This is a genomic window from Pseudomonas sp. HD57-3 (assembly GCF_056113135.1).
The window spans coordinates 4,574,706-4,597,829 of the sequence record NZ_CM148568.1 but is presented as its reverse complement, the minus strand read 5'-3'; the positions used below and the strand labels follow the sequence as shown (position 1 = coordinate 4,597,829).

General features: G+C 62.2%; 15 protein-coding genes. 8 read left to right on the top strand and 7 right to left on the bottom strand.

Translation table 11 applies throughout. The features are described from left to right. Nucleotides 1-2: 2 nt before the first annotated feature. The 3 genes from AC0R79_RS20730 to AC0R79_RS20720 form a co-directional block, all read right to left on the bottom strand. The gene (locus AC0R79_RS20730) at nucleotides 3-1,595 is read right to left on the bottom strand and encodes a DHA2 family efflux MFS transporter permease subunit (RefSeq protein WP_064598011.1); all 1,593 of its coding nucleotides are present in this window, start codon (nucleotides 1,593-1,595) and stop codon (nucleotides 3-5) included. Continuing rightward, nucleotides 1,592-2,713, bottom strand: a complete 1,122-nt coding sequence (locus AC0R79_RS20725) for an HlyD family secretion protein (protein ID WP_474731563.1) — start codon at nucleotides 2,711-2,713, stop codon at nucleotides 1,592-1,594. Before AC0R79_RS20725 ends, AC0R79_RS20730 begins: the two co-directional genes overlap by 4 nt. 97 nt (nucleotides 2,714-2,810) lie before the next feature. Further along, nucleotides 2,811-3,575 (bottom strand): AraC family transcriptional regulator, encoded by a 765-nt coding sequence (locus AC0R79_RS20720; RefSeq protein ID WP_474731562.1) that lies wholly within the window; start codon nucleotides 3,573-3,575, stop codon nucleotides 2,811-2,813. A 97-nt stretch (nucleotides 3,576-3,672) separates the two neighbouring features. Here AC0R79_RS20720 and AC0R79_RS20715 point away from each other — a divergent pair, with 97 nt between their 5' ends. From AC0R79_RS20715 to AC0R79_RS20685, 7 genes are all read left to right on the top strand, one after another. Continuing rightward, nucleotides 3,673-4,806 (top strand): MFS transporter, encoded by a 1,134-nt coding sequence (locus AC0R79_RS20715; RefSeq protein ID WP_474731561.1) that lies wholly within the window; start codon nucleotides 3,673-3,675, stop codon nucleotides 4,804-4,806. A 105-nt stretch (nucleotides 4,807-4,911) separates the two neighbouring features. Further along, a complete protein-coding gene (locus AC0R79_RS20710) occupies nucleotides 4,912-6,639 on the top strand; it encodes a ShlB/FhaC/HecB family hemolysin secretion/activation protein (RefSeq protein ID WP_474731560.1) in 1,728 nt (575 codons plus the stop codon). A gap of 94 nt (nucleotides 6,640-6,733) precedes the next feature. Beyond that, a complete protein-coding gene (locus tag AC0R79_RS20705) occupies nucleotides 6,734-11,203 on the top strand; it encodes a hemagglutinin repeat-containing protein (protein WP_474731559.1) in 4,470 nt (1,489 codons plus the stop codon). 113 nt (nucleotides 11,204-11,316) lie between these two features. After that, nucleotides 11,317-12,030, top strand: a complete 714-nt coding sequence (locus AC0R79_RS20700; RefSeq protein WP_474731558.1) for a class I SAM-dependent methyltransferase — start codon at nucleotides 11,317-11,319, stop codon at nucleotides 12,028-12,030. A 109-nt stretch (nucleotides 12,031-12,139) separates the two neighbouring features. Then, nucleotides 12,140-12,640, top strand: a complete 501-nt coding sequence (locus tag AC0R79_RS20695) for a sigma-70 family RNA polymerase sigma factor (RefSeq protein WP_045121794.1) — start codon at nucleotides 12,140-12,142, stop codon at nucleotides 12,638-12,640. Nucleotides 12,641-12,680: 40 nt separating this feature from the next. Beyond that, nucleotides 12,681-13,664 (top strand): FecR family protein, encoded by a 984-nt coding sequence (locus AC0R79_RS20690; protein WP_474731557.1) that lies wholly within the window; start codon nucleotides 12,681-12,683, stop codon nucleotides 13,662-13,664. 98 nt (nucleotides 13,665-13,762) lie between these two features. Continuing rightward, the gene (locus AC0R79_RS20685) at nucleotides 13,763-16,186 is read left to right on the top strand and encodes a TonB-dependent siderophore receptor (RefSeq protein WP_474731556.1); all 2,424 of its coding nucleotides are present in this window, start codon (nucleotides 13,763-13,765) and stop codon (nucleotides 16,184-16,186) included. A gap of 69 nt (nucleotides 16,187-16,255) precedes the next feature. Here AC0R79_RS20685 and AC0R79_RS20680 read toward each other — a convergent pair whose 3' ends face one another. Both AC0R79_RS20680 and AC0R79_RS20675 read right to left on the bottom strand, forming a co-directional pair. Further along, the gene (locus AC0R79_RS20680) at nucleotides 16,256-17,779 is read right to left on the bottom strand and encodes a trypsin-like serine peptidase (RefSeq protein ID WP_474731555.1); all 1,524 of its coding nucleotides are present in this window, start codon (nucleotides 17,777-17,779) and stop codon (nucleotides 16,256-16,258) included. Between the two features lie 101 nt (nucleotides 17,780-17,880). Beyond that, nucleotides 17,881-19,032, bottom strand: coding sequence for an MFS transporter (locus AC0R79_RS20675; protein WP_007955928.1), 1,152 nt, complete (start codon nucleotides 19,030-19,032; stop codon nucleotides 17,881-17,883). Between the two features lie 136 nt (nucleotides 19,033-19,168). On the opposite strand from AC0R79_RS20675, the gene AC0R79_RS20670 reads away from it, so the two are divergent. Beyond that, nucleotides 19,169-20,164, top strand: a complete 996-nt coding sequence (locus AC0R79_RS20670) for a diaminopimelate epimerase (RefSeq protein ID WP_474731554.1) — start codon at nucleotides 19,169-19,171, stop codon at nucleotides 20,162-20,164. A 10-nt stretch (nucleotides 20,165-20,174) separates the two neighbouring features. Here AC0R79_RS20670 and AC0R79_RS20665 read toward each other — a convergent pair whose 3' ends face one another. Together AC0R79_RS20665 and codA are read right to left on the bottom strand one after the other, a co-directional pair. Beyond that, entirely contained in the window at nucleotides 20,175-21,740 is a 1,566-nt protein-coding gene (locus tag AC0R79_RS20665; RefSeq protein ID WP_474731553.1) for a glucan 1,4-alpha-maltotetraohydrolase domain-containing protein, read from the bottom strand. A 131-nt stretch (nucleotides 21,741-21,871) separates the two neighbouring features. Next, entirely contained in the window at nucleotides 21,872-23,113 is a 1,242-nt protein-coding gene (gene codA / locus AC0R79_RS20660) for a cytosine deaminase (RefSeq protein WP_474731551.1), read from the bottom strand. Between the last annotated feature and the right edge of the window lie 11 nt (nucleotides 23,114-23,124).

Genomic DNA, 23,124 nt, shown 5'->3' with positions numbered 1-23,124 from the left:
GATCAATGTGCATCGGCACTCGGCGCGGCCGGTGGTTGCACCTTGCGCATCAAGGGCACCATCGCCGTGGCGATGCCGAAGCACACCATGATCATCAGGAACGTGTCGCCGTAGGTTTGCGTCTGCGCTTCACGGTAGGTCAGCAGCCATAGCTGACGCAGGCTGGCGGTGAGGCCGACATCACCGCTCTGACCCAGCGCGGCAAAGTTGCCGCCGACCTGGGCCAGCCACTGATTCACCGCTTCGTTGCTGCTGTTCAGATGCTCCGCCAACCGGGTGAAGTGCAGGTTGGTACGGTCATTGAGAATGGTTGCGCACGCGGCAATCCCGATGGCACCGCCCAGATTGCGCATCAAGTTGAACAGGCCCGACGCATGCTTCAGCCGCGCCGGTGCCAGGCCACCCAACGTCAATGTCACCGCCGGCGGCACCGCCAGTTGCTGGGCGATCCCGCGCAGGGCTTGTGGCAGCAGCAATTCTCCGGCGCCCCAGTCGTGGGTGATCGGACTGAATTCCCACATCGACAACGCGAACAACGCCAGGCCCGCCATCATGATCCAGCGCAGATCGATGCGATTGGCCAGAAAGGCGTACAGCGGAATCGCCATGATCTGGAATACCCCGGTGGAGAAAACTGCCAGACCAATATCTAGCGCGCCGTAGCCGCGCACCCGGCCGAGAAACAGCGGCGTCAGGTAAATCGTCGCGAACAGGCCGATCCCGGTGACGAAGGAAAAGAAGCAGCCGAGGGCGAAGTTGCGATCCTTGAGCGCGCGCAGGTCTACGATCGGATTGGCCACGTGCAACGTGCGGCCGATGAAGGCCAGCCCGGCGAGGCCACTGATCCACGCGGTGGTCAGAATCGTTTGATCGCTGAACCAGTTCCAGCGCGGGCCTTCTTCGAGGGTGTATTCCAGGCAACCGAGAAACAGCGCCAGAAACACCATGCTCAAATAGTCCGCGCCCTTGAGCAGCGACAGTTCCGGTTGATCAATCTTGACCAGCATCGGCACTGCCACGGCGACGAAAATCCCCGGCACCAGGTTGATGTAGAACAGCCAGTGCCAGGACGAAATGTCGGTGATCCAGCCGCCGATCACCGGGCCCAGCGTTGGTGCCAGCGATGCCACGGCGCCGATGGTCGCGGCAGCAATCACTCGCTGTTTGCCGGTGAAGAAAAAGAACGCCGTGGTGAACACCAGCGGAATCATCGACCCACCGAGAAACCCTTGCAGCGCGCGAAAGGCGATCATGCTCTGGATGTTCCAGGCGATGCCGCAGAGCAGGCTGGCGAGGGTGAAGCCGACCGCCGAAGCGCAGAACAGCCAGCGTGTGGAAAACACGCGCGACAGCCAGCCCGACAGCGGAATCACGATGATCTCGGCGATCAGGTAACTGGTCTGCACCCACGCCGTTTCATCGGTGCCGGCGGACAACCCGCCGCCGATATCGCGCAGCGAGGCCGAGACGATCTGGATGTCCAGCAGCGCAATGAACATGCCGATGCACATCGTGGCGAAGGCGAACACTTTGGTCGCCGTCGCCATCTCGGCGGCATTGAACGGCTGCGCGGAGGCGGTGAGGGCGGTGCTCATGGCGCGCTGGCCACGGCGGTGGTTTCAGGCTGGGCGCGGGTGTCGACTTCAGCCGTCACCGACAGGCCCGGACGCAGGTGGCCGAGCACGCCGTCGGCCGGGTCGAGCAGGATCCGCACCGGCACGCGCTGGACGATTTTGGTGAAGTTGCCGGTGGCGTTTTCCGGCGGCAGCACGCTGAACTGCGAACCGGTGGCCGGGGCGAGGCTGTCGAGGCGACCGTGGAATTCCTGGCCGGACAACACGTCGGCGCGGATGCTCACGCGCTGGCCGGGTTTCATCCGCGCCAGTTGGTCTTCCTTGAAGTTGGCATCGACCCACAGACCGCTGGCCGGCACCACCGACAACTGTTGCGAACCGGCCTGCGCATAAGCGCCGACCCGCGCGCGGCGGTTGCCGATCACGCCGTCGACCGGGGCGCGCAGTTCGGTGTAACCGAGGTTGAGTTGCGCCAGATCACGCTCGGCCCGGGCTTGCTGGAGGGCGGCGCGGGCCTGTTGTTTCTGGGTTTCGATCACGGTGAGCTGGCGCTGCGCAGCCAGCAGTTCTGCCTGGGCCTTGGCGCTCAAGGCTTGCGCGGTCTTGAAGGTGGCGTCGGCCCGTTGCGCGCTTTCCACCGAGACTGCATTGGTGGTCACCAGACGCTTGTAGCGGGCGTTGTCGTCCCGCGAACGAGCGGTTTCGGCGCTGGCGGCATCAATGCCGGCGCGGGCCTGACCGATCACCGCTTGCTGCAGTTGTTCGGTGGCATCGAGGTTGGCCAGCAGCGCCTCTTCGGCGGCGACCGCGCCTTCAGCCTTGGCCAGATTGGCGCGGTAGTCGCGCGCGTCGAGGCGGATCAACACGTCGCCGGCCTTCACCCTTTGGTTGTCGCTGACCAGCACTTCCTCGATGTAACCGGCGACTTTCGGCCCGATCACCGTAACATCGCCGCCGATGTAGGCATCATCGGTCTCCTCAAGAAACCGCCCGGTGCCCCACCAATGCACGGCGTACAACCCGGCCAACACCAGCGCAGCCAAACCGGCAGTGGGCAACAACAGGCGTTTGAGCAGGGGAGGTTTGGGAGCGCTGACCGGAACGGCGAGATCGGGTTCTACGGTGGGCATGCTGGTCATGGCGTAATACCTGAAGAAGCGGAAGGGCTATTACGACCGTAATATGACGCGAGTAATATTTTGTGGCAATTGATTTTTATCGCCGGTCGTCAGTTGCTTACTTGAGCCAGGCGCCGGGTGTGTTGCCGGTCATGGATTTGAAGAACGCAATGAATGCGCTGTCGCTGGCGAAACCCAATTCAAACGCGCAATAACCGAGGTTGCGACCGGTGGCGAGCAACTCCATGGCACGCATCAATCGCCACTGCTGGCGCCATTGCTGATAGCTCATGCCGGTTTCGCGCTGGAAGATCCGGCCGATGGTGCGGCTGCTGGCGCCGATCTGTTGCTCAAGCATTTGCAGTTCTGGTGGCAGTCGCTCGGGTTGTGCCAGCAGGAGCGCCAGGCGCTTGTCTTGCGGCAGGGGCAGGAGCATCGGTTGCTGCGCTGCGTCACGGATTTCACTCAGGCATAGCCCCAGCAAATGGACAAATTTGCCTTGCTGCCAATCGGTGGCGAAGTCGGCAATCGCCATCGGTTCCAGCACCGCTCGCAGCAGCGGACTGACTTCGATCACGCAGACTTGTTGCGGCAGCTCGCGGCACAACTCGGGCGTCAGGTAGATGGAGCGGTAATCGACGCTTTGCTGCATCACCGCCCGATGCGTGACGCCACCGGGAATCCACGCCGCCCGCGACGGTGGCAGCAGACACAATTGCTGCGCCAGCGTAATGCGCGTGCAGCCCTGTCGGGTGTAGAGCAGTTGCCCGCGCTGATGCTGATGCAGGCCGGAGTCGTGATCGCCGAGGGTAGAGGCGATGCCGATCACCAGTGCCGGAAAGCGATCCGGGTCAAAACGATCGTGAGCTTCGAGCCAGGCCATGGGTTGTCCGATTTCAACGATAAATTGTCAGGATTCGGATAATACGTCAGCCACAGCTTTTTAAACTCCTCGGCGTTTTTGTTGAGGAGTCTTGGTGATGAGCCATAGAAAGTTTTTGATGTTGGCGATTGCGCTGCTGATGTTTCCGCAGATCGCCCAGACCCTGTTCAGCCCGGCGCTGGGGGATATCGGCCGGGCATTTGATGTCGGTCCGCAAGTAGCGGCGCAGACCTTGTCGGTGTATTTCCTGGCCTTTGCGTTGGGTGTGGTGACGTGGGGCCGTGTGTGCGACCGGATCGGCCGGCGACCCTCGATGCTCGCCGGTCTGGCGATTTATGTTTTTGCCTGCGTACTCGGCTTGAGCGTTCGTAGATTCAACGGCTTGTTGACGGCTCAGGCACTGGCGGCATTCGGCGCTGCGGTTGGCTCGGTGGTGACCCAGACACTGTTGCGCGATCGTTTTCGCGGGACCGAACTGGCCCAGGTCTTTTCTTTGGTGGGCATGGCGCTCGCGGCCAGCCCGGCCATCGGTCTGTTCAGTGGCGCGAGTCTGGTTCAGGGCTTCGGCTATCGCGGCGTACTCGCTGCGTTGTTGCTGCTGGCGTCGGCCTTGTGGCTCTGGAGTTGGCGCGCCTTGCCGGAAACCCGTCCACCACAACTGACCTCCGTCGGCCTGTTCGCAACCATGGGCGACATGTTGCGCGATTCCGGCATCTGGCGTTCGGCTCTGTGGATCGCCTCATTCAACGTCGCGTTGTTCAGCTATTACAGCCTCGGACCGTTTCTGTTCGAGCGACTTGGGCTGAGCAGTTCAGCGTTCGGCTACAGCGGCGTGATGCTCGCGTTGGCCTCAGGTTTTGGAGCATGGCTCAACAAACGCTTGCTGCAAATCGTTTGTCGTCCGCTGCAGTTGATTCGCCTTGCGGCCGTCACCGGTTTGCTCGGGGGTATCGGCGTGTGGTTGTTGCAGGCGCACGTCTGGTTCGTGCTGCCGATGCTGCTGGTGGTACTGGCGTTCGGTATGGCGATTCCGAACATTCTGGGTTCAGCCTTGAGCAATTACACGGATCGTTTGGGTACCGCCGGCGCCTTGCTGGGACTGTTTTACTACCTGCTGATCGGCGGGGGATTGATGTTGGCAGCCTGGTCTCAGGCCCTCGGGGAAACCCTGATGATCTGCAACTTGCTGGCGTTATCGCTGGCGATCCGCGCTAAAAGGGCATTTGTTTAATAAATGTAAGCAGCGCAGGAAGCGTCTTGCATTTGTGTAGGAAGGCTCTGACTATCACCGCTATTGATGGGGTGGCATTAAGCCAGTTGATTGCAAGGATGTTGAGTGCCGTATTCGCTTCGCGCTGTTTCTCGTAGTCGTTCCCTGCCTCGCCCGCTGTTTTCGGCCTTGTTGTTGAGTGTGTGTGCGCCCAGCGTTCTCGCCGCCGAAGCTCCAGCCCCTGGCCAGGAAGTGCTGCGCCAGCAACAACTGCAACAGCGCGATCTGCAACAGCTGCAACTCGAACAGCGCAAGCGCCAACTGGAGCGCGGCGCGTTCGGCCCGACGCCTGCCACTCCGGCCATTCCTGAGTCGATCAAACCCGATGAACGCTGCTGGCCCTTGAGCGGCACGCGCATCGGTGGCGTCACGCTGATCGATAAAGACAAACTCAACGCCCGGATCAAGCCGCTGCTGACGCCGTGCATGGGCGTCGGCCAGATCAACCATTTGCTGGCGACCATCACCGCGCTGTACGTGGAGAAGGGCTACATCGCCAGTCGGCCGTACTTGAGCAGTGCGCCAGTGGCGGGGCAATCGCTGGATATCCTGATCGACGAAGGCTACATCGAGTCCATCGAACTGGCGGACCAGAGCCTGCCGGTTTCCCTCGGTGGCGCGTTCCCCGGAATGCTCGGCAAGCCGCTGAATCTTCGGGATCTGGAGCAGGGTCTGGATCAGTTGAACCGCCTGCGTTCAGTCGATCTGACCGCCGACATCGCCCCCGGCAGTCAACCCGGCGCGTCAAAAATCATCCTGCGTTCGCGTACCTCGGGGCAGTCGCGCTGGGCCCTTGGTGCCGGTTTCGACAACCTCGGCAGCGCCAGCACCGGCCGCGATCGCGACACTCTGAGCCTGACCCTCGACAGTCCGCTCGAACTTAACGACCTGCTGAGTCTCAGCGCCAGCGACACCCTCAATCAGGGCGACCGCTACAGCCGCAACGCCAGCCTCTACTACGCGATTCCCTACGGTTACTGGACGTTCAGCACCTTCGCCAGCCACGCCGAATACCGCGCGCCGTTCAAGCTCAGCACGCTGACCTTTCACAGCACCGGCATCACCGATCAACTCAGCCTGCGCGCCGACCGGGTGTTGTGGCGCGATCAGAGCCATCAGCTCAGCGCCAACCTGCAACTGGCGCACAAGGACGTCGACAGCTATCTGGAAAATGTCCGCCTCGGCATCCAGAGCCCGACCCTGACCGTGGCCGAGGCCGGACTCAATCTGTTCTGGCTCGACCGCGCGGTGTGGAACCTCGACGTCAATTACGCCCAGGGTTTGCGCTGGCTGGGCGCCGACGACGATGCCGATCGCCAGGTCAAAAATCTGCCCAAGGCACAGTTTCGCAAGTACCGCGCCGGCCTCAGCCAGTGGCGCAACGGCCAGCTTGGTACGCAAGCCTGGCAATGGCAGAGCCAGCTCAATTTGCAGTACAGCCCGGACCCGCTGCCGGCCATCGAACAATTGCTCGGCACCGACGACTCCGCCGTGCGCGGTTATCGGGTCAGCAGCGCGTCCGGCGCCAGCGGCGCGATCTGGCGCAACACCTTGCGCCTGCCGCTGCGCACTGATTTTCCCGTGCAGCTCACCCCGCGTGTTGGCCTCGACCACGGCTGGATCAAGGCCGATCACGGCGCTCCGGTCCAACGTCTGAGCGGCGCCAGCATCGGCCTCAATCTGGGCTGGAAAAACCTGCAGGTGGATGTCGATTATCAACGCAGTCTGAACACCCCGACCGGCCTGCACCGCGAGCCTGAAACCTGGCTGATGCGGGTCGGATTACAAATATGAACGTCAGTGAACAACAGCCATCGGACCTGAGCGCGACAGCCGTGGCCTTCAACTCAACGCGCAACGTGATGCCGCACTACATGGAGAGTTTTTTATGCCAATGAATACCTTTGCGTTTCATCTTTCCCCACGGGGCAAACTGCGCTGGGCCATCGCCAGCCTGTTCCTGGTCGCTCACCTGCCGGGCGCCATGGCCGGCGGTGTGGTGGTCGCGCCCGGCCCCGGCGGCACCGCGCAATTGCAAACCCAGGGCGGCGTCCCGATCGTCAACATCGTCGCGCCCAACGGACAGGGCCTGTCGCATAACCAGTTCCTCGACTACAACGTCGATCGTCAGGGCCTGGTGCTGAACAACGCCCTTCAGGCCGGGCAATCGCAGCTCGCCGGGCAACTGGCGGCCAACCCGCAACTGCAAGGGCAGGCCGCGAGCGTGATCCTCAACGAAGTGATCAGCCGCAACCCGTCGGCCATCAACGGCGCCCAGGAAATCTTCGGTCGCGCCGCCGACTACGTGCTCGCCAACCCGAACGGCATTTCGGTGAACGGCGGCAGTTTCATCAACACGCCGAACGCCAATCTGGTGGTCGGCCGGCCCGAGCTGAACGACGGCAAGCTGCAAGCGCTGAGCACCCGCGACGCCACCGGCCAGTTGCAGATCCAGAGCGGCGGGCTGCGCAACGGTGAAGGCTCGATCAACCTGATCGCGCCGCGTATCGACAGCCAGGGCGCGATCAGCGCTCGCGATCAACTGAACCTCACCGTCGGGCGCAATCAGATCGACTACGCCAGCGGCCAGGTGAAAGCCGTGGACCCGGCGGGCAACACCACCGATCAGCGGATCGACGCCAGCCTGTTCGGCGCGATGCAGGCCGGGCGCATCAACATCGTTAGCACCGCTGAAGGCGCGGGCGTGAAGGTCGGCGCGGTGCAAGTCGCAGGACGTGACGGCGTGCAGATTCGTTCGGCGGGCGACTTGAGCGTCAGCGGTCAAGCGATCCCGGACAGCCTCGACGTGACCCGCGCCGGTATCCGCAGCAGCCAAGGCGACGTCGGCCTGCACAGCGGCAAGGACCTGATGCTGGCCGCCACCGATGTCAGCGGTCGTGACGTGAAGGTCGAGGCCAAACGCAATCTGACCCTGACCACCGTCGAAAGCCGCAAGCTCCAGGAGCAGCGCGAGAACTGGAACAACAGCACCATCGGCATCACCTGGGAAACTTACGAGCGCACCAAGACCGACAGCGATTCGCGCCAGCACGGCAGCCAGATCATCGCCAGCCGCGACGCGCAATTGTCGTCCGGCAAAGACACCGAGCTGAAAGCCGCCAAGGTCGACGCGAAGAATAACCTCAGCGTGCAAAGTGGCGGCGACCTGCGCCTGACCGCCGCCACTGAAAGCCACACCCAGACCGATCAGGGCAAGCACCGCAAACACCTGTGGAAAGCCGATTGGGACAGCAGCAGCGAAGAGCAGCGCAGCATCACCAGCCAGCTGAAGGCCGGCAACATTGCCCTGCAAACCGCCGCACTGTTGCGCTCCGAAGGCGCTGAATTGAACAGCGCCGGCGATCTGCAACTGGCCGGCAAACAGGTGGAAATCACCACCGCGACCCGCACCAATCGCAGCAGCGACAACCGCTATTCCGGTGACCTGGTCGGTGGCGGTTTCTTCGGCAAGACCGGCGACGCCGACAAGGGCCAGACCCAGCATCAGGGCAGCAAGGTCAACGCGGCCGGCAAACTGGTGGTCAAGGCGGATGACGTGCGCATCAGCGGCAGCCAGGTGCGTGGCGGCCAGGACGCCAGCGTGATCAGCGACAACGGTTCGCTGACCATCGACGGCGTGCAGGACACCTCGCACAGCAACAACCACGACAAGGACAGCAAGTTCTTCGGCATCACCAAGGACGAGTCCCGCCAGAACAGCAAAGACAGCACCACGGTGCGCAGCGAGCTGGCTTCCGACAGCAACCTCAAGCTCAAGAGCGCCAAGGACATCGAAGTCGCCGGTTCCACGGTCAAGGCCGGCGGTTCGCTGACGGCGGACGCGGCGGGTGATGTGAATGTGCATTCGACGCAGAACACCCACGACAGCAGCAACAGCACGCAGACCCGTGGTTTCGATGCCTACGCCAAGGAGCAGACGGCGGAGCAGTATCGCGCCGGCGTGCATTACGAAGACAAGGCGCAAACCGTCACCACCAACGATGTCACGCAGCAGGGTTCCAGCCTCAGCGGTGGCACCGTACAGGTGAGGGCGGGCGGCGACGTGACGCTGAAGGGCGCCGAGGTGAAATCCACCGCCGGCGACACCAGCCTGAGCGGCAAGAACGTCTCGTTGCTGGCCGAGCAGGACAGCCACAGCACCTCGACCGAAACCCGCAGCACTGGCGGCGGTTTCTACTACACCGGCGGCCTCGACCGCGCCGGCAGCGGCGTGGACTTCTCGCATAGCACTTCGCAGGACGCCACCACTAAAACCACCGCCCAAACCACCGGCGTGCAGAGCAGCGGCAGCCTGAACATCAACGCTGAAAAGCTCGCCACCGAAGGCGCGCAACTCAAGGCCGGCAACGGCCTGAACGTCGCCGCCAACGAAGTCGACAACCGTGCCGCCAGCAACACCGAAAGCAGCACTCACAGCGAGAGCAACTGGTCGGCGGACATCGGCGCCAACGTCGAGTACAAGGATATCGCCCGGCCGATTGCCGGCGCGGTGAAAGAAGTCCTCGACGGCAAGGTGCCGGACAAGGACGCACTGGCCAATCTCGGCCAGCCGAACGTCGGTATCGACGTGGCAATCGGTCATGCCAGCGCCGATAAAACCGAGCAGAGCAGCAACGCCGTGGTCAGCCGGTTCGACAGCCAGACCGTGGACGTGAAAGTCGGCGGCACACTGCACGACCAAGGCACCCAGTACAACGCCAGCGCCGGCAAAGTGAACATCAGCGCCGACAAACTGGTGGCCGATGCGGCGAACAACACCCGCAGCAGCACCGACAATTCGGTGGATGCCAAGGTCGATGTGCGCGTCTATACCAAGACCGGTGAAGACGTGAACGTGGCCGGCAGCGGCGCGGGTGGCAGCAGCCAGTCGAGCAAGGACAGCTCCACCGCGGTGGTCGGCGGTTACGCTGGCAATCAGGGTGTGAACATCAATGTCGGCGGCGATGCCCAGTTCGAAGGCAGCCGTTTCGATGGCGGCCAGGGCGGTGTCAGCGTCAAGACCGGCGGCGATCTGGCACTGAATCAGGCCAACGACCGTCAGAACAGCGACAGCTCCAGCCTGCGTGGCAACGGCTCGCTGACGGTCGGCACCTTGCCGGGCACCGACGGCACCAACGTCGATCTCGGCGCTGGATTCCAGCTCGATCACAAAGGCAATAAGACCACCGACAGTCAGGCGCACGTCGCCAGCCTCAGCGGCAACGGCCCGGTGCATCTGAGCAGCGGCGGTAATCAGGTACAGCAAGGCACGAAGATCGACAGCGCTGGCGCTATCGACCTGAAGGCTGACGGCAAACTTGATCTGCAAGCGGCCACTGATTCGCACGTCGCCACCGGCAGCAATCTCGGCGGCGGCCTGAAGGCGGGCGGCAGCAAGACCAGCAGCGAGAAGAGCCGCGATCAGGGCGGCAACCTCAGCGGCAACTTCAACATCGGCCGGGTCAACGAGAACACCCAGACCCTCAGCGGTGGCCAGCTCAGCAGCCAGAACGGCATCGCGTCGAGCGGCGATTCGGTGCACCTGCAAGGCACTCAGGTCAGCGCGCCAAACGTCAGCATCGACGCGCAGAAGGGCGGTTTCGTTCAGGAGTCCGCGCAGTCCACCGACAGCCGCAACAACTGGAACGTCGCGTTGAATGCCGGCGGCAATCTGAGCAAAAGCACACCGACCGCCGCCGATGAAAAAGTCAGCAGCGATCACGGCTTCAATGCCGGGGCCAAAGTCGGCGTGGACTACCTGCAAGGCACTACCCAGCAGAACAGCCAGATCAAGGCTGACACTGTGGTGTTGAACAGCGCCGGTGATGCAAGCCTCAACGGCGCGCGGATCGATGCGCGTAACGTCAGCGGCAACGTGGCCGGTGATCTGTCGGTCGAAAGCCGTCAGGACTCCAGCACTCACGCCAAGGTGGATGTGGATCTGGGCCTGACCGCCAAGAAGACCCCGGCCGACGACAAGGGAAAACTGGCGGGCACCGACTACAAGCCGACGCTGAAAGTCGAAGGCGAATACGCGCACAAGGACGGCGTGAAACAGGCCTCCGGTATCAGTGCTGGTCAGGGTGTGGATCTCACCGTCGGCGGCGCTACGCAACTGACCGGTGCGCGGATTTCCGCCACCGAAGGCAAGGTCGATCTGGGTGGTTCGAAGGTCAGCAGCAGCGATCTGAGCAACCTCGACTACGGCGTAAAAGCTGGCCTGGAGCTGCCACACAAAACCGAAGAAAACGCACCGAAGGTGTCCCTTGAAAACGGCAACCTGAAAGTCGGCCCGGTGACCCTGAGCGGTCATTTCGACAGTCAGTCACTTCAAGCAGGTATTGACGAAAAAGGCTGAGCCACCATGTGTTCAGGGCTGCTCAACCAAGGTGGCTTGACAGCCCTGCGATAATGGAACGTGCACCGCGGCTTGCGCGGTGCATTTCATCAAAACGCAGGGGAATGTGTTCCATGGACAATCAAGCACTCAAGGCCCTGTTCGACCAGCAATCCGCCGTCTATGACAAACAGTGGAGCGGCATGGCGCCCCTTCGTGATGCGCTGTATTTGCTGCTGGATTCAGTATTCGCGGGCCTGCCGGAGAATGCCCGGATACTCTGCGTCGGCGTGGGCACCGGTGTGGAAGTGGCCCATCTGGCGCAGCAGTTTCCCGGCTGGCAATTCACCGCAGTCGACCCTTCGGGCGCCATGCTCGACGTATGCCGTCAGCGAGCGACAGAGTGCGGTTTTCTCTCCCGTTGTCGTTTTCACGAAGGCTACCTCGATACGCTGACGGATGAATCCGGTTACGACGGCGCGACCTGTTTTCTGGTGTCGCAGTTTTTGCTCGACCCTCAGGTGCGTATCGACTTTTTCCGTGAGATTGCTCGTCGTCTGATACCGGGTGGGATTCTGGCTAACGCTGATCTCGCCTCGGATACCGAATCACCGGCCTATGAAGCATTGCTGCGTCACTGGATGACGCTGATGGCGTCGGCCCAGGTGCCAGTTGAGATGCTCGAACGAGCGCGTTTGGCCTATGCCCGGGATGTGGCGATTCTGCCGGCGCCGCAAGTCGCCGGTCTGATCGAGTCGGCGGGGTTCGAGGCGCCGGTCCAGTTCTTTCAGGCGGGTTTGATGCATGGGTGGTTTTGCTCGCGCAAGGCAGAGATTGCCGCGAGTTAGAGCGCTGGAGGCACTGGAGAAAACAGCTTCGTCGGCATTCCCGAGGAATCCATTGCTTCGGCTTAATAGGAAGCATTACTATTCACGCCCCTTTCCTCAGCACGCCGCAATGATCCCCATGCTGCCCCGCAGACCCGGCTTTCTCGAGCATTACGAAGAGTTGATCGGCACCTGGACCCGTCGCCTGCGCAATCGCTCGCAGGCCGAGGATCTGGCGCACGACACCTTTGTGCGGGTGCTCGAATCCGATTCGTCGGCGGTGCAGCAACCTCGGGCGTATTTGCATCAGACAGCGCGCAACATCGCGGTGGACGGCTATCGGCGTGAGGACCGGCGGGGCGCCATGGAGTCGGAGGCGATCGATCTCAGTGAGTCGCCGACCGGCGATCCGGAGCATTACATGCATGCGATCCAGCTGGCCGATTCCATCGAACGGGCGCTCACGGAGCTTCCGGTCAACTGTCGACGGATCTTCGTCTGGCAGAAGATCGAGGGCCTGACCCAGGCGGAAATCGCCGAACGCCTGGGCCTGTCCAAGAACATGGTGGAAAAGTATATGATCCGCACCCTGCGGCATCTGCGTGATCGCCTGGACGGGGCGCAATCATGAGCCGTGGCGTCTTTTCATCCCCAGCCAAACAGGACATTCCATGATGGATACTCGTGATTGCGCGTGCGGGCAAACAACGGTGCGCGATGACGCGGCACGCTGGTTTGTGCGTTTGCAGGAGCCGGCCGTCAGTGTCGACGATCAGCAGCGCTTCGACGCGTGGCTGAACGAACATCCCCAGCACCGTGACGAATTCCAGTTGCTGCAAGGCTTGTGGACGGCGGCGGATCTGCTGCCGGCGCCACGGCTTAAAGCTTTGTGCGAAACCCCGCCGACGCGGCGCGAACGCCGTCCGTTGTTGCGTTATGCCGTGGCGGCGAGCGTAGTCGCGGTGGCGCTCGGGCTCGGGCTGTTCAGTGGTTTGAATCATCCGCAAGGTTACAGCGCCGAATTCGCCACCGCGCTGGGCGAGCGCAAGCATGTTGCGCTGCCGGATGGTTCGGTGATCGACCTCAACAGCCGCAGCCGTTTGCAGGTGCGTTTCGAGAAGGATCGGCGGGTCATCGAATTGACCGAAGGCGAAGCGATGTTCAGTGTCGAGCACGACACGTCCCGCCCGTTCGTGGTCCAGGCCGGCAGCGGCAAGGTCACGGTCACCGGCACTCGTTTCGATGTCCGGCATGACGTGACCCAGACCCGGGTCGCGGTGGAGCAGGGCACGGTCAAGGTGCAGGGGCGTGATGCGGCCGAGGCCGATTTCATCAGCCTCACTGCCGGCCTCGGCACGCGGATCGATGCTCAAGGCAAAGTGGCGCCGGCGTATGCGGTCAACCCGGCGGAGCTGACGGCCTGGCGCAGCGGCAAACTGGTGTTCAACAACGCCAGCCTCAACGAAGTCGCCGAGGAAGTGTCGCGTTATCGCGACAAGCCGCTGAAGGTCTCTAACCCGGCCGTGGCCAATTTGCGTCTGACCAGCGTGTTCAAATCCGACAACACCGATGCCTTGCTCAAGGCCTTGCCAAGCATCCTTCCGGTGGCCGTGCGCACCCTTGCCGACGGCAGCCAGGAAATAATTTCAAAATAAAATTCAGGTTTTTTTCGAGTTCGTCGTCTTCCTGTTCAACTGCAACTGGTTTGCATTAACAGCCGCACACTCTTGCGATCCACAGGACTCCGTTCGACGTGAAAAACTCCACCGCCAAAAACAAAAAATCCCCTTGGTTGCCGCTGGCGCTCGCGCTGGCGGTCAACGCTGCCGTGCCGATGGCCTTCGCCGCCGAAGCCATTCACATCCGCGCCCAGCCGCTGGGTCAGGCCCTGAGCGAATTGGGTCAGCAAACCTCGTTGCAGGTGTTTTTCAGCCCGGACCTGGTCGCCGGCAAACAGGCGCCGGCGGTGGACGGCAACCTTTCTCCCGAGCAGGCTCTGCGCCAATTGCTGCAAGGCAGCGGTCTGGATTATCAGATCAATGAAGGCTCGGTGACCTTGTCCCCGGCCCCGACTTCCGCCGCCAACGGCCCGCTGGAACTGGGCGTGACCGACATCAAAGTTGTCGGCGACTGGCTCGGCGACGCCAACGCCGCCGTGGTGCAGAACCACCCCGGCGCGCGCACCGTGATCCGCCGCGAAGCGATGGTCGAGCAGGGTGCGATGAACGTCGGCGACGTGCTGCGCCGCGTGCCGGGCGTGCAGGTGCAGGAAGCCAACGGCACCGGCGGCAGCGATATTTCGCTGAACGTCGGCGTGCGGGGTTTGACGTCGCGCCTGTCGCCACGCTCCACCGTATTGATCGACGGCGTGCCGGCCGCGTTTGCCCCGTATGGCCAGCCTCAACTGTCGATGGCGCCGATTTCTTCCGGCAACCTCGACAGCATCGACGTGGTCCGTGGTGCCGGCTCCGTGCGTTACGGGCCGCAGAACGTCGGCGGCGTGATCAACTTCGTGACCCGCGCAATTCCGGAAAAAACCACCGGTGAAATCGGCACGACCCTGGAAACCTCGCAGCACGGTGGCTGGAAACACATCGACACCGCGTTCCTCGGCGGCACCGCCGACAACGGCATCGGCATGGCGCTGTTGTACTCGGGCGTCAACGGCAACGGTTACCGCGAGCGCAACAACGGCAACGACATCGACGACGTGATCCTCAAGACCCACTGGGCGCCGACCGATCAGGACGATTTCAGCCTCAACTTCCATTACTACGACGCCAGCGCCGACATGCCCGGCGGCCTGACGCAGAAGCAGTACGACGACAAACCGTTCCAGTCCGACCGCGACTACGACGGCTTCAGCGGCCGCCGCAAGGACGTGTCGTTCAAGTGGATCCGGCAGATCGACGAGCGCACCCAGGCGGAAGTGCTGACCTACTATTCCGACAGCTTTCGCGGCAGCACCATCGCCGCCCGCGATCAGAAAACCCTCAGCTCGTTTCCGCGCTCCTACTACACGCTGGGGATCGAGCCGCGCGTTTCGCGTGTGTTTGACGTAGGCCCGACCACTCAGGAAGTCAGCGTCGGTTACCGTTATTTGAAAGAGGCGATGCACGAGCAGTCGAGCCGTCTGGCGCTGGTCAACAATGTGCCGGTGGTCACCAAGACCTCCGACGGTCACGTGTTCCAGGATCGCACCGGTGGCACCGAGGCCAACTCGGTCTACATCGACAACAAGATCGACGTCGGCAACTGGACCGTGACCCCGGGTATTCGCTTCGAACACATCAGCACTGACTGGCATGACCGCGCCGTACTCGACACCGCCGGCAAACGCGTCCCGGAGAAAAACCGCAGCATCGAAAGCAACGAGCCGCTGCCGGCCCTGAGCGTGATGTATCACCTGTCCGATGCGTGGAAGCTGTTCGCCAACTACGAGACGTCGTTTGGCAGCCTGCAATACTTCCAGCTCGGCCAGGGCGGCTCGGGTGACCAGACCGCCAATGGCCTGGAACCGGAGAAAGCCAAGACCTACGAAATCGGCACGCGTTACAACGATGACGTGTGGGGCGGGGAAGTGACGCTGTTCTACATCGACTTCGACGATGAGCTGCAATACGTCAGCAACGACGTGGGCTGGACCAACCTCGGCGCGACCAAGCACCAAGGGATCGAAGCGTCGGTGCATTACGACATGGCGGCGCTCGATCCGCGTCTCGATGGCCTGACCGCCAACGCCGGTTTCACTTATACCCGCGCGACCTATGAAGGCGAGATCCCCGGCTTCAAGGGCCGCGACTTGCCGTTCTACTCGCGTCAGGTGGCGACCGTCGGCCTGCGTTACGACATCAACCGCTGGACCTACAACATCGACGGTTTCGCCCAGTCCAAGCAGCGCGCACCCGGCACAGGTGTGAACGCCGACGGCAGCTTCAACGGCAACTACATCACCGAAGGCACGGCGGACGGGCAGTACGGCGACATTCCGGGCTACGTGACTTGGAACGTGCGCGGCGGCTATGACTTCGGTGCGCAGCTGTCAAACCTGAAGCTCGGCGCCGGGGTGAAAAACATCTTCGACAAGCAGTACTTCACCCGCTCCAGCGACAACAACTCGGGGATCTACGTGGGCACGCCACGGACGTTCTTCGTGCAGGCCAGCGTCGGTTTCTGATTGGCAGGGCAGGCGGCTGGTGACAGCCGCCTGTTTTTCATTCGGTTTGAACGAGCCAGTTGCCGCTCATCATTGACTGGGCAACGCAAAATCACTGATTGGAGAGGGATTGCCTGCCATGTCTGTGGTCTTGAGGCAGACTTTTTTCGGGCCGTCCCCCACCGAAACCTTAAAGTCCAGCAGCGGCGGCCTGACCGACTTGTAGCCCTCACTGCTTTGGCAGTCGACCATTTCTGGTTCACCACTTTTGTATTGGTAGCGACTGACGTCCAGATCTGGCGTTATCCCGATCGGTTTTACGGTGAACTCATCCTTTGTATTTTCAAGTACACGGTAGGCAGGAGGCGTCTTGACGGGTTCTGCCAGAGCCCAGCGGTAATAGATTTTTGCATTGCGGCTGTCCCATCTCTGCGCAGGGCCTGCATTGTGTGGCTGCCCCACCACGCACATGAAATACAGACCCGGTCCCTCACGTAACTCCTGACTCGAGCTGTCTGAACCGTCTCCATGACTTGGCTGAACCGGACCATAACCGACGTCGAGCGCACAGTCAGCCAGTGTTCGTGCGTGTTTCACGCGATAGAACGGTTGATCGCTGGTAAACGACTGCGTCCATCGCACCGGAATGAGCTCGCCATTTGCGTCACGGATCAACCGTATGTAGACGTCACCAAATACATGCTCGAAATTTGTCGCGCGACCCAGCGGGCACGCAGAATTTTTCGGGTTGAAACGGGTAGCTGCAAAGCACTGCTCCAATTGCACTGCGCTTGTCGCGTAATTGGTCTCCGGTATTTTTATCGAGTCACCGTTACTGACTTCGCAGGGGGCGTTGCGAGTGCAACGTGAAAGCCCGCTGCCTTGCGTCGTGGTGCCAACGATCGCGACGATTTCATTGCTGTACCGATTCAAGACCGGTGAACCCGAAATGCCGGGCCGCACATCCCGGCAGCGATTGCTGAGTTGCCCGGGCCATGCCCAACCCGCTTCGAAAACATCTGCGCGGTGTTCCTGGAGGCAGGCAGCGCGTTGCACATGGCCATCCATGGGTGCGCCAACCACCAGCACATCGCTGTCGACGGCAAGGGGCTCAATTGCAAGTTTGAGCGGCGTGATACCGTCGCTCATCAAATGGGCCAAGGAGCGGTCGAGTTTGAGAATCGCAACGTCGAGACCACGCATGGTGCTCCACTCGATGGCAATGATCGGGTAGGGCTTCTGTCGCGGCAGGGTGTCCTGGAAGTAATTGAAGGTAACGACTCCGGAAGCCGGGGCGTTTTCGATGTACCGGTTAGCGTCACCTTTGGCGCAATGCCCCGACGTCAGAACATAGGCCGGGCCGCTGCGGTCATCGTTTGCGCCTCGGGTGTCGATCAGGCTGCCCGAGCAGACGGATCCGCCTTCAACCTGAACGCGAGCGATGGCTTGCCAGTGATCGTAACGCCCGGCTGCATTGTTCAGAGGTTGCGCTGGAGAGAGGTTTGCTGCGCCTTCTCCCCAATCCTGTTTGGCATTTCTGTCGAGCGTGATGCAACCGCTCGTACTGATGAAAAGCGTCAAGGCGATGGACTTTTGCAGGACGGAGCACTTCATGGCTTCAGCACCCGAGAAGATTTCTCTGATGCTGGAGCCACAGACTGTTGGCGTCTACTGTCAGATCTGACAGTCAACTGCGCCGCTGGTCGTTCTTTGATTCACACCTTCAGCGCTTTCCCGCCAATCGCCACCGCCACCAGCAACGTCGCCATCAGCCCGAAAGCAAAACTCAGGCTGCTGGCGTGGGCGACAAACCCGATCACCGCCGGCCCCGCCAGAATCCCTGCATAACCCAGCGTGGTGATTGCCGGCACGGCGATGCTTTCCGGCATCACCGTTTGCTTGCCCACCGCCGTGTACAGCACCGGCACAATGTTCGAACAGCCGGCACCGACCAGCGCATAACCGAGCAGCGCGGCCTGCCAGCTCGGGGCGAAGGTCGCCAGAAACAATCCCGCCGCCGCCAGCAGACCGCCAAACAGAATGATCCGGGTCGCACCCAATGCCCGGACGATCCGGTCACCGGTCAGACGGCCGGCCGTCATGGTCAGCGCGAAGGCTGCGTAACCCAATCCCGCATAGGCCGTGTCGATCCCGCGCTCCTGCGCCAGAAACACCGCGCTCCAGTCCAGCGCTGCGCCTTCGGTGAGGAACACGATGAAGCACATACCGCCGATGAACAGCACGATCCCGTGGGGCACTGCGAAGGCCGGGCCCGAGCTTTCACTGCCGTAAGGCAACATGTGCGGCACCGCCTTGAACAGCGCCGCGATCAACACCACGACCACCACCAGCATCGCCGCCAGTGGCGACAGCCCGAGACCCAGCAGGGCGCTCACGCCCGCCGCGCCGACGATCCCGCCGAGGCTGAACAGGCCGTGAAACCCCGACATCATGTTCTTGCCGCTGGCCCGCTCGACGATCACCGCTTGCAGGTTCACCGTCGAATCCACCGTGCCCAGTCCGGCGCCGAACATGAACAACGTTGCGATCAGCGCCGGAATCGACGACACCGTCGCCAGCAACGGCAATGCTGCACAGATCAGCAGCGTGCCGCCGGTGGCCACTTTCCGGCAGCCAAACCGGGTGGCCAGAATCCCCGCCAGCGGCATCGCCAGAATCGAACCGACGCCCAGGCACAGCAACAACAACCCCAACGTCCCTTCATCGAGACCGGCCCGCGCCTTGGCGTAGGGCACCAGCGGCGCCCACGCGGCGATGCCGAGCCCGGCGATGAAGAAGGCGATGCGCGTGGACATCTGTTCGAGGCGTCCGGGAACGAACGTGTCTTGAGGGGTGAGGCTGGTCATAACGATCCTTGGCAAAAAACGTTTCAGCAGCGGACATCCTTGCACAGCTCTTTCGCGGGAGCGAGCCCGCTCGCGTCGGCAGGGCGTTGCGATTTACAGTGGCGCCCCTGTCGACGGGAAAAACAAGGGCCGGTTCATGACGCAGTTCTATGATGCACGAGGCAATCTCTACGGGGTCGTTTCACCCCAGGCGCTGCGCGCTGCCGGGATCGAATTACCAACGGGCGCCGCGCAGTGCGCGCTGTCGCGACAGGCATGGAGCTCCGCTGCCATCGCGCTGTGCTGCGATTGGCCCGAAGGTCGGCGCCCCGCCGGCAGCAAGTCCCATCGCAGCGATGGCCTGTTGATCGGCCCGTTTCAATCCGCGCCGCCCTTCGACCTGCTGATCGTCAACACCGACGGCACGCTGGCTGAACGCAGCGGCAACGGCCTGACGATTTTCTCCCAGGCGCTGCTCGAACAGGGGCTGATGCCGCAGGAGGGGGCGACGCTGCAGGTGCATCACGACAAACAGGACGCGCAATCGCCAGTGCCAACCTCGGTCAAGCCGGCGCAAGTGGCGGGCGTGCAGGGTTTCTGGCTGGACCTCGGCCAGCCCGGTTTCGGCCCGGCAGCGGTCGGTGCGCTCGGCGTTGGAACGGTGCCGTTTAACGGTGAGCAAGTCAGCCGTGTTCGACCGTTGGCGCAACTTGATCCTGCCTGGGCGCACAGCCAGTTCGTGCGTATCGGTAATCCGCACTGCGTGACGCTGGTGCAGGATGAAGCCGCATTGCCGAGCAACGCGCAGATGCTTGAATCGCCGCTGACGGACAGTCTGACCGCCATCGCCTACGCCATGCCCACCGGCGCCGGCCAGCCATGTCCGGCCGGGGTCAACCTGCAATGGGCGATGCGCGCCGGCGATCAACGCATCGTCGCGCGAGTGTTCGAACGGGGTGAGGGGCCAACCGCCTCATCCGGTACCAGCGCCAGTGCGGTGGCGAGTGCGGCGTGGCGGGTGGGCTGGGTGTCGGCGGGAGAGGTGCAGGTGGTAATGCCGGGTGGTACGGCGCCGATCTTGCTGGAGGAGTGCAATGGAGAACTGACTGGCGTGCGCCTGTTCGGCACCGCAGTGCGCGACAAAAATAGCTGAAACCTCGAGATCAGAAGCGCCCGACAGTGTCGTTCACCGCACCGCTGGTGAATGCGTTATTCGCGCCGGCCTGCCAATACACCGCTGTCGGCGCCTGGCCGCGCACGATGCACTTCCACTCGAGCTTTTGCTGACCCGGCACCTCAACGGTTGTACTCCAGCGGGTGTTGTTCAACTTCAACGCTATCGCGTGTTGCGGGTCCCACGCCCCGAACTCAAGCGATGAACCCACCGCATAGACGCTTTCGCCTGGTTGCGGATTGGCATTTTCGCAATGCACGTTGACTGCCACTGTCGCAGGTTCGACAGGGCCGCTCCAGATCCGGATATCGCCGTTATCCCAGCTCAAGGTCGGTGTGCCCAGACCCTGTGGCAATTGTTGCAGATCGGATTTCAACGCTATGACCAGCGTCCCGCGCACCCCCGACGTGGTGGCGACCAATCCCGAATACGCGGTGTTGAAACGTACCGGAGAATCCGCGCGGATGCCGGCGGTCTTGCGCAGTTTGATCAATTCCCGGATCAGTTGATCGCGCTGCCAGTCGTATATGTGTGACGTGTACACGGTCGGTGTACCGGGGCTGCTGAGAATGTAGGCGTAAGCCATATTGACCAGTGGATCGGGCAGCGCCCAATGGCGTTGACCGCTGTAGGCGCCGGGTGAAGGGCCGGTGTCGTGATTGTCGACAAAGGTCACGGCGATTGCGCGCCACGCAGGATCCGGATTGCCATTCAAGCCGTGGCGCCACTCGGCGAGCGAGCCGTTCTGCATGCGCTCCTTGAGGGCAAAATCGAACACCGTGCAATGTGAGCGATCCGACCAGTCCTTGAGCACATCCTGCCAGCTCGCGTTGCGTCGCCAGTCACCCTGCGGGTATTCGTTGGGGCCTTTCCAGTTTTCGCCGACGCAGAATTGCTGGTTGCCGAAGGCGTTCATCCAGCGATCCACGGTTTCCGGCGCATAACCACGGACGAAGTCAAAGCGCAGGCCTTGAGCACCGTAGTTGTCGCGCAGATTGATGAATTCTTTTTTGAAGGCGTCGAAGACTGTCGGATTGGCAGTGTTCAGGTCGGCTGCGCCATCCATGAACCGGTCACCTTCATCACATTGCATGCAGTCCTGCCGCCATTCGTTGGTCCCTCGCGGGAACATCGGATAGACCGTTTTATCGTCCATGTGATTGGGCACGACGTCGTAGACGACTTTCACGCCCGCGTTGTTGAGCGCCAGCACTGCTTGTTTGAGTTGCTGATCGCTGCCGTAACGGCTGTTTTTGTCGAAGCTGTTCCAGAAGTAACCTTCACCGCCGCCGGCAGCCGTGGGTGTATTCCATTGCGAGGAATCGGTCCACGTCGGCGGCATCCAGATCAGCGTGAAGCCGTCGTTACCAATGGTCGTCGCCTGTTGCGCAAGTACCGAATACCAAGGTGTTGGATGGCGGCTTGAGTTCCAGTGAAAGCCTTGCAACAGGATCTCTTCACCGCTGCCGTTGCGAACGGCGGCGATCGTCGCTGTCGTTGTGGCGAAGGCCAGACAGACAGCGAAAACCAGGCGAAATGGTGAAGTCCCTTTCATGATCGTCCCCCCGGGAACGATTGATCCCTTGGGACTTACTGTGGGCCGGTTCGCTGCGGTTGTCGCCTGTCAGATCTGACAGTCCGGCACTAACCTTTCGCGATAAAACCGCTGCGAACCATAACCGCCGCTCAACTCTCCATGAACTCCACCACCGGCATCTGCCGCTTCATCAGTACCTTGCCGTTGCGGATCGAATACAGCGGCAGGCCCTGGCTGCGGATCACTTCGTAATCGCTGTCCGCCGACAGGATCAGCAGGTCCGCCGGGCGACCCTGTTCCAGGCCGTAGCGTTCACCGAGGTGCATGGCCTTGGCGCTGTTGTCGGTGACCAGATCCAGCGCGCTTTGCAAGTTGCGGTAGCCGAGCATGTGGCAGATGTGCAGGCCGGCTTCGAGTACCCGCAGGATGTTGCCGTTGCCCAGCGGATACCACGGATCGACGATCGAGTCCTGACCGAAGCACACGTTCATGCCGGCTTCGAGCAACTCGTTGACGCGGGTCACGCCGCGGCGTTTCGGGAAGTTGTCGAAGCGCCCTTGCAGGTGAATGCTTTCGGTCGGGCAGGAGACAAAACTGATCCCCGAATGCCCGAGCAGACGGAACAGTTTGGCGCAGTAAGCGTTGTCGTAGGAGCCCATTGCGGTGGTGTGGCTGGCGGTCACGAGGGCGCCCATGTCGCGACTGCGGGCCTCTTCGGCCAGCACTTCGAGGAAGCGCGAATGCGGGTCGTCGGTTTCGTCGCAGTGCACGTCCACCAGGCAGCCGGTGCGTTCGGCCAGGTCCATCAAAAACTTCACCGAGCTGACGCCCTGATCGCGGGTGTACTCGAAATGCGGGATCCCGCCGACCACATCGGCGCCCATGCGGATCGCTTCTTCCATCAGCTCGCGCCCGTTGCGGAACGATTCGATGCCTTCTTGGGGGAACGCGACGATCTGCAGGTCGATCAGGTGACGGCTTTCTTCACGCACTTCGAGCATCGCCTTGAGCGCGGTGAGTTGCGGGTCGGTGACGTCGACGTGGGTGCGCACGTGCTGGATGCCGTGGGCGGCGAGGGTCTGAATGGTTTTCTTGGCCCGGGTCTTGGTGTCTTCCTGGGTGATGGTGACCTTGCGCTCGCCCCAGCATTCGATGCCTTCGAACAGCGTGCCGCTCATGTTCCAGCGCGGTTCGCCGGCGGTCAGGGTGGCGTCGAGGTGAATGTGCGGCTCGACGAAGGGCGGCACCACCAGATTGCCGCCGGCGTCGAGGTCGTCGGGGCCCAGGGTCGGCGCTTCGGTCTGGCGCGCGATGCTGCGGATCAGGCCATCTTCGAGGTGCAATTCGTGCAGACCTTCCTGGTTGCGCAGTCGGGCGTTGATGATGTGCATCGGGCGAATCC

Bases quoted from the DNA above. Each gene is read 5' to 3' on its own strand.
- AC0R79_RS20705 (WP_474731559.1), top strand. From the start codon at position 6,734: ATGCCAATGAATACCTTTGCGTTTCATCTTTCCCCACGGGGCAAACTG.
- AC0R79_RS20670 (WP_474731554.1), top strand. From the start codon at position 19,169: ATGACGCAGTTCTATGATGCACGAGGCAATCTCTACGGGGTCGTTTCA.
- AC0R79_RS20700 (WP_474731558.1), top strand. From the start codon at position 11,317: ATGGACAATCAAGCACTCAAGGCCCTGTTCGACCAGCAATCCGCCGTC.
- AC0R79_RS20675 (WP_007955928.1), bottom strand. From the start codon at position 19,032: ATGACCAGCCTCACCCCTCAAGACACGTTCGTTCCCGGACGCCTCGAA.
- codA (WP_474731551.1), bottom strand. From the start codon at position 23,113: ATGCACATCATCAACGCCCGACTGCGCAACCAGGAAGGTCTGCACGAA.
- AC0R79_RS20725 (WP_474731563.1), bottom strand. From the start codon at position 2,713: ATGACCAGCATGCCCACCGTAGAACCCGATCTCGCCGTTCCGGTCAGC.
- AC0R79_RS20695 (WP_045121794.1), top strand. From the start codon at position 12,140: ATGATCCCCATGCTGCCCCGCAGACCCGGCTTTCTCGAGCATTACGAA.
- AC0R79_RS20730 (WP_064598011.1), bottom strand. From the start codon at position 1,595: ATGAGCACCGCCCTCACCGCCTCCGCGCAGCCGTTCAATGCCGCCGAG.
- AC0R79_RS20680 (WP_474731555.1), bottom strand. From the start codon at position 17,779: ATGAAGTGCTCCGTCCTGCAAAAGTCCATCGCCTTGACGCTTTTCATC.
- AC0R79_RS20690 (WP_474731557.1), top strand. From the start codon at position 12,681: ATGATGGATACTCGTGATTGCGCGTGCGGGCAAACAACGGTGCGCGAT.
- AC0R79_RS20715 (WP_474731561.1), top strand. From the start codon at position 3,673: ATGAGCCATAGAAAGTTTTTGATGTTGGCGATTGCGCTGCTGATGTTT.
- AC0R79_RS20720 (WP_474731562.1), bottom strand. From the start codon at position 3,575: ATGGCCTGGCTCGAAGCTCACGATCGTTTTGACCCGGATCGCTTTCCG.
- AC0R79_RS20665 (WP_474731553.1), bottom strand. From the start codon at position 21,740: ATGAAAGGGACTTCACCATTTCGCCTGGTTTTCGCTGTCTGTCTGGCC.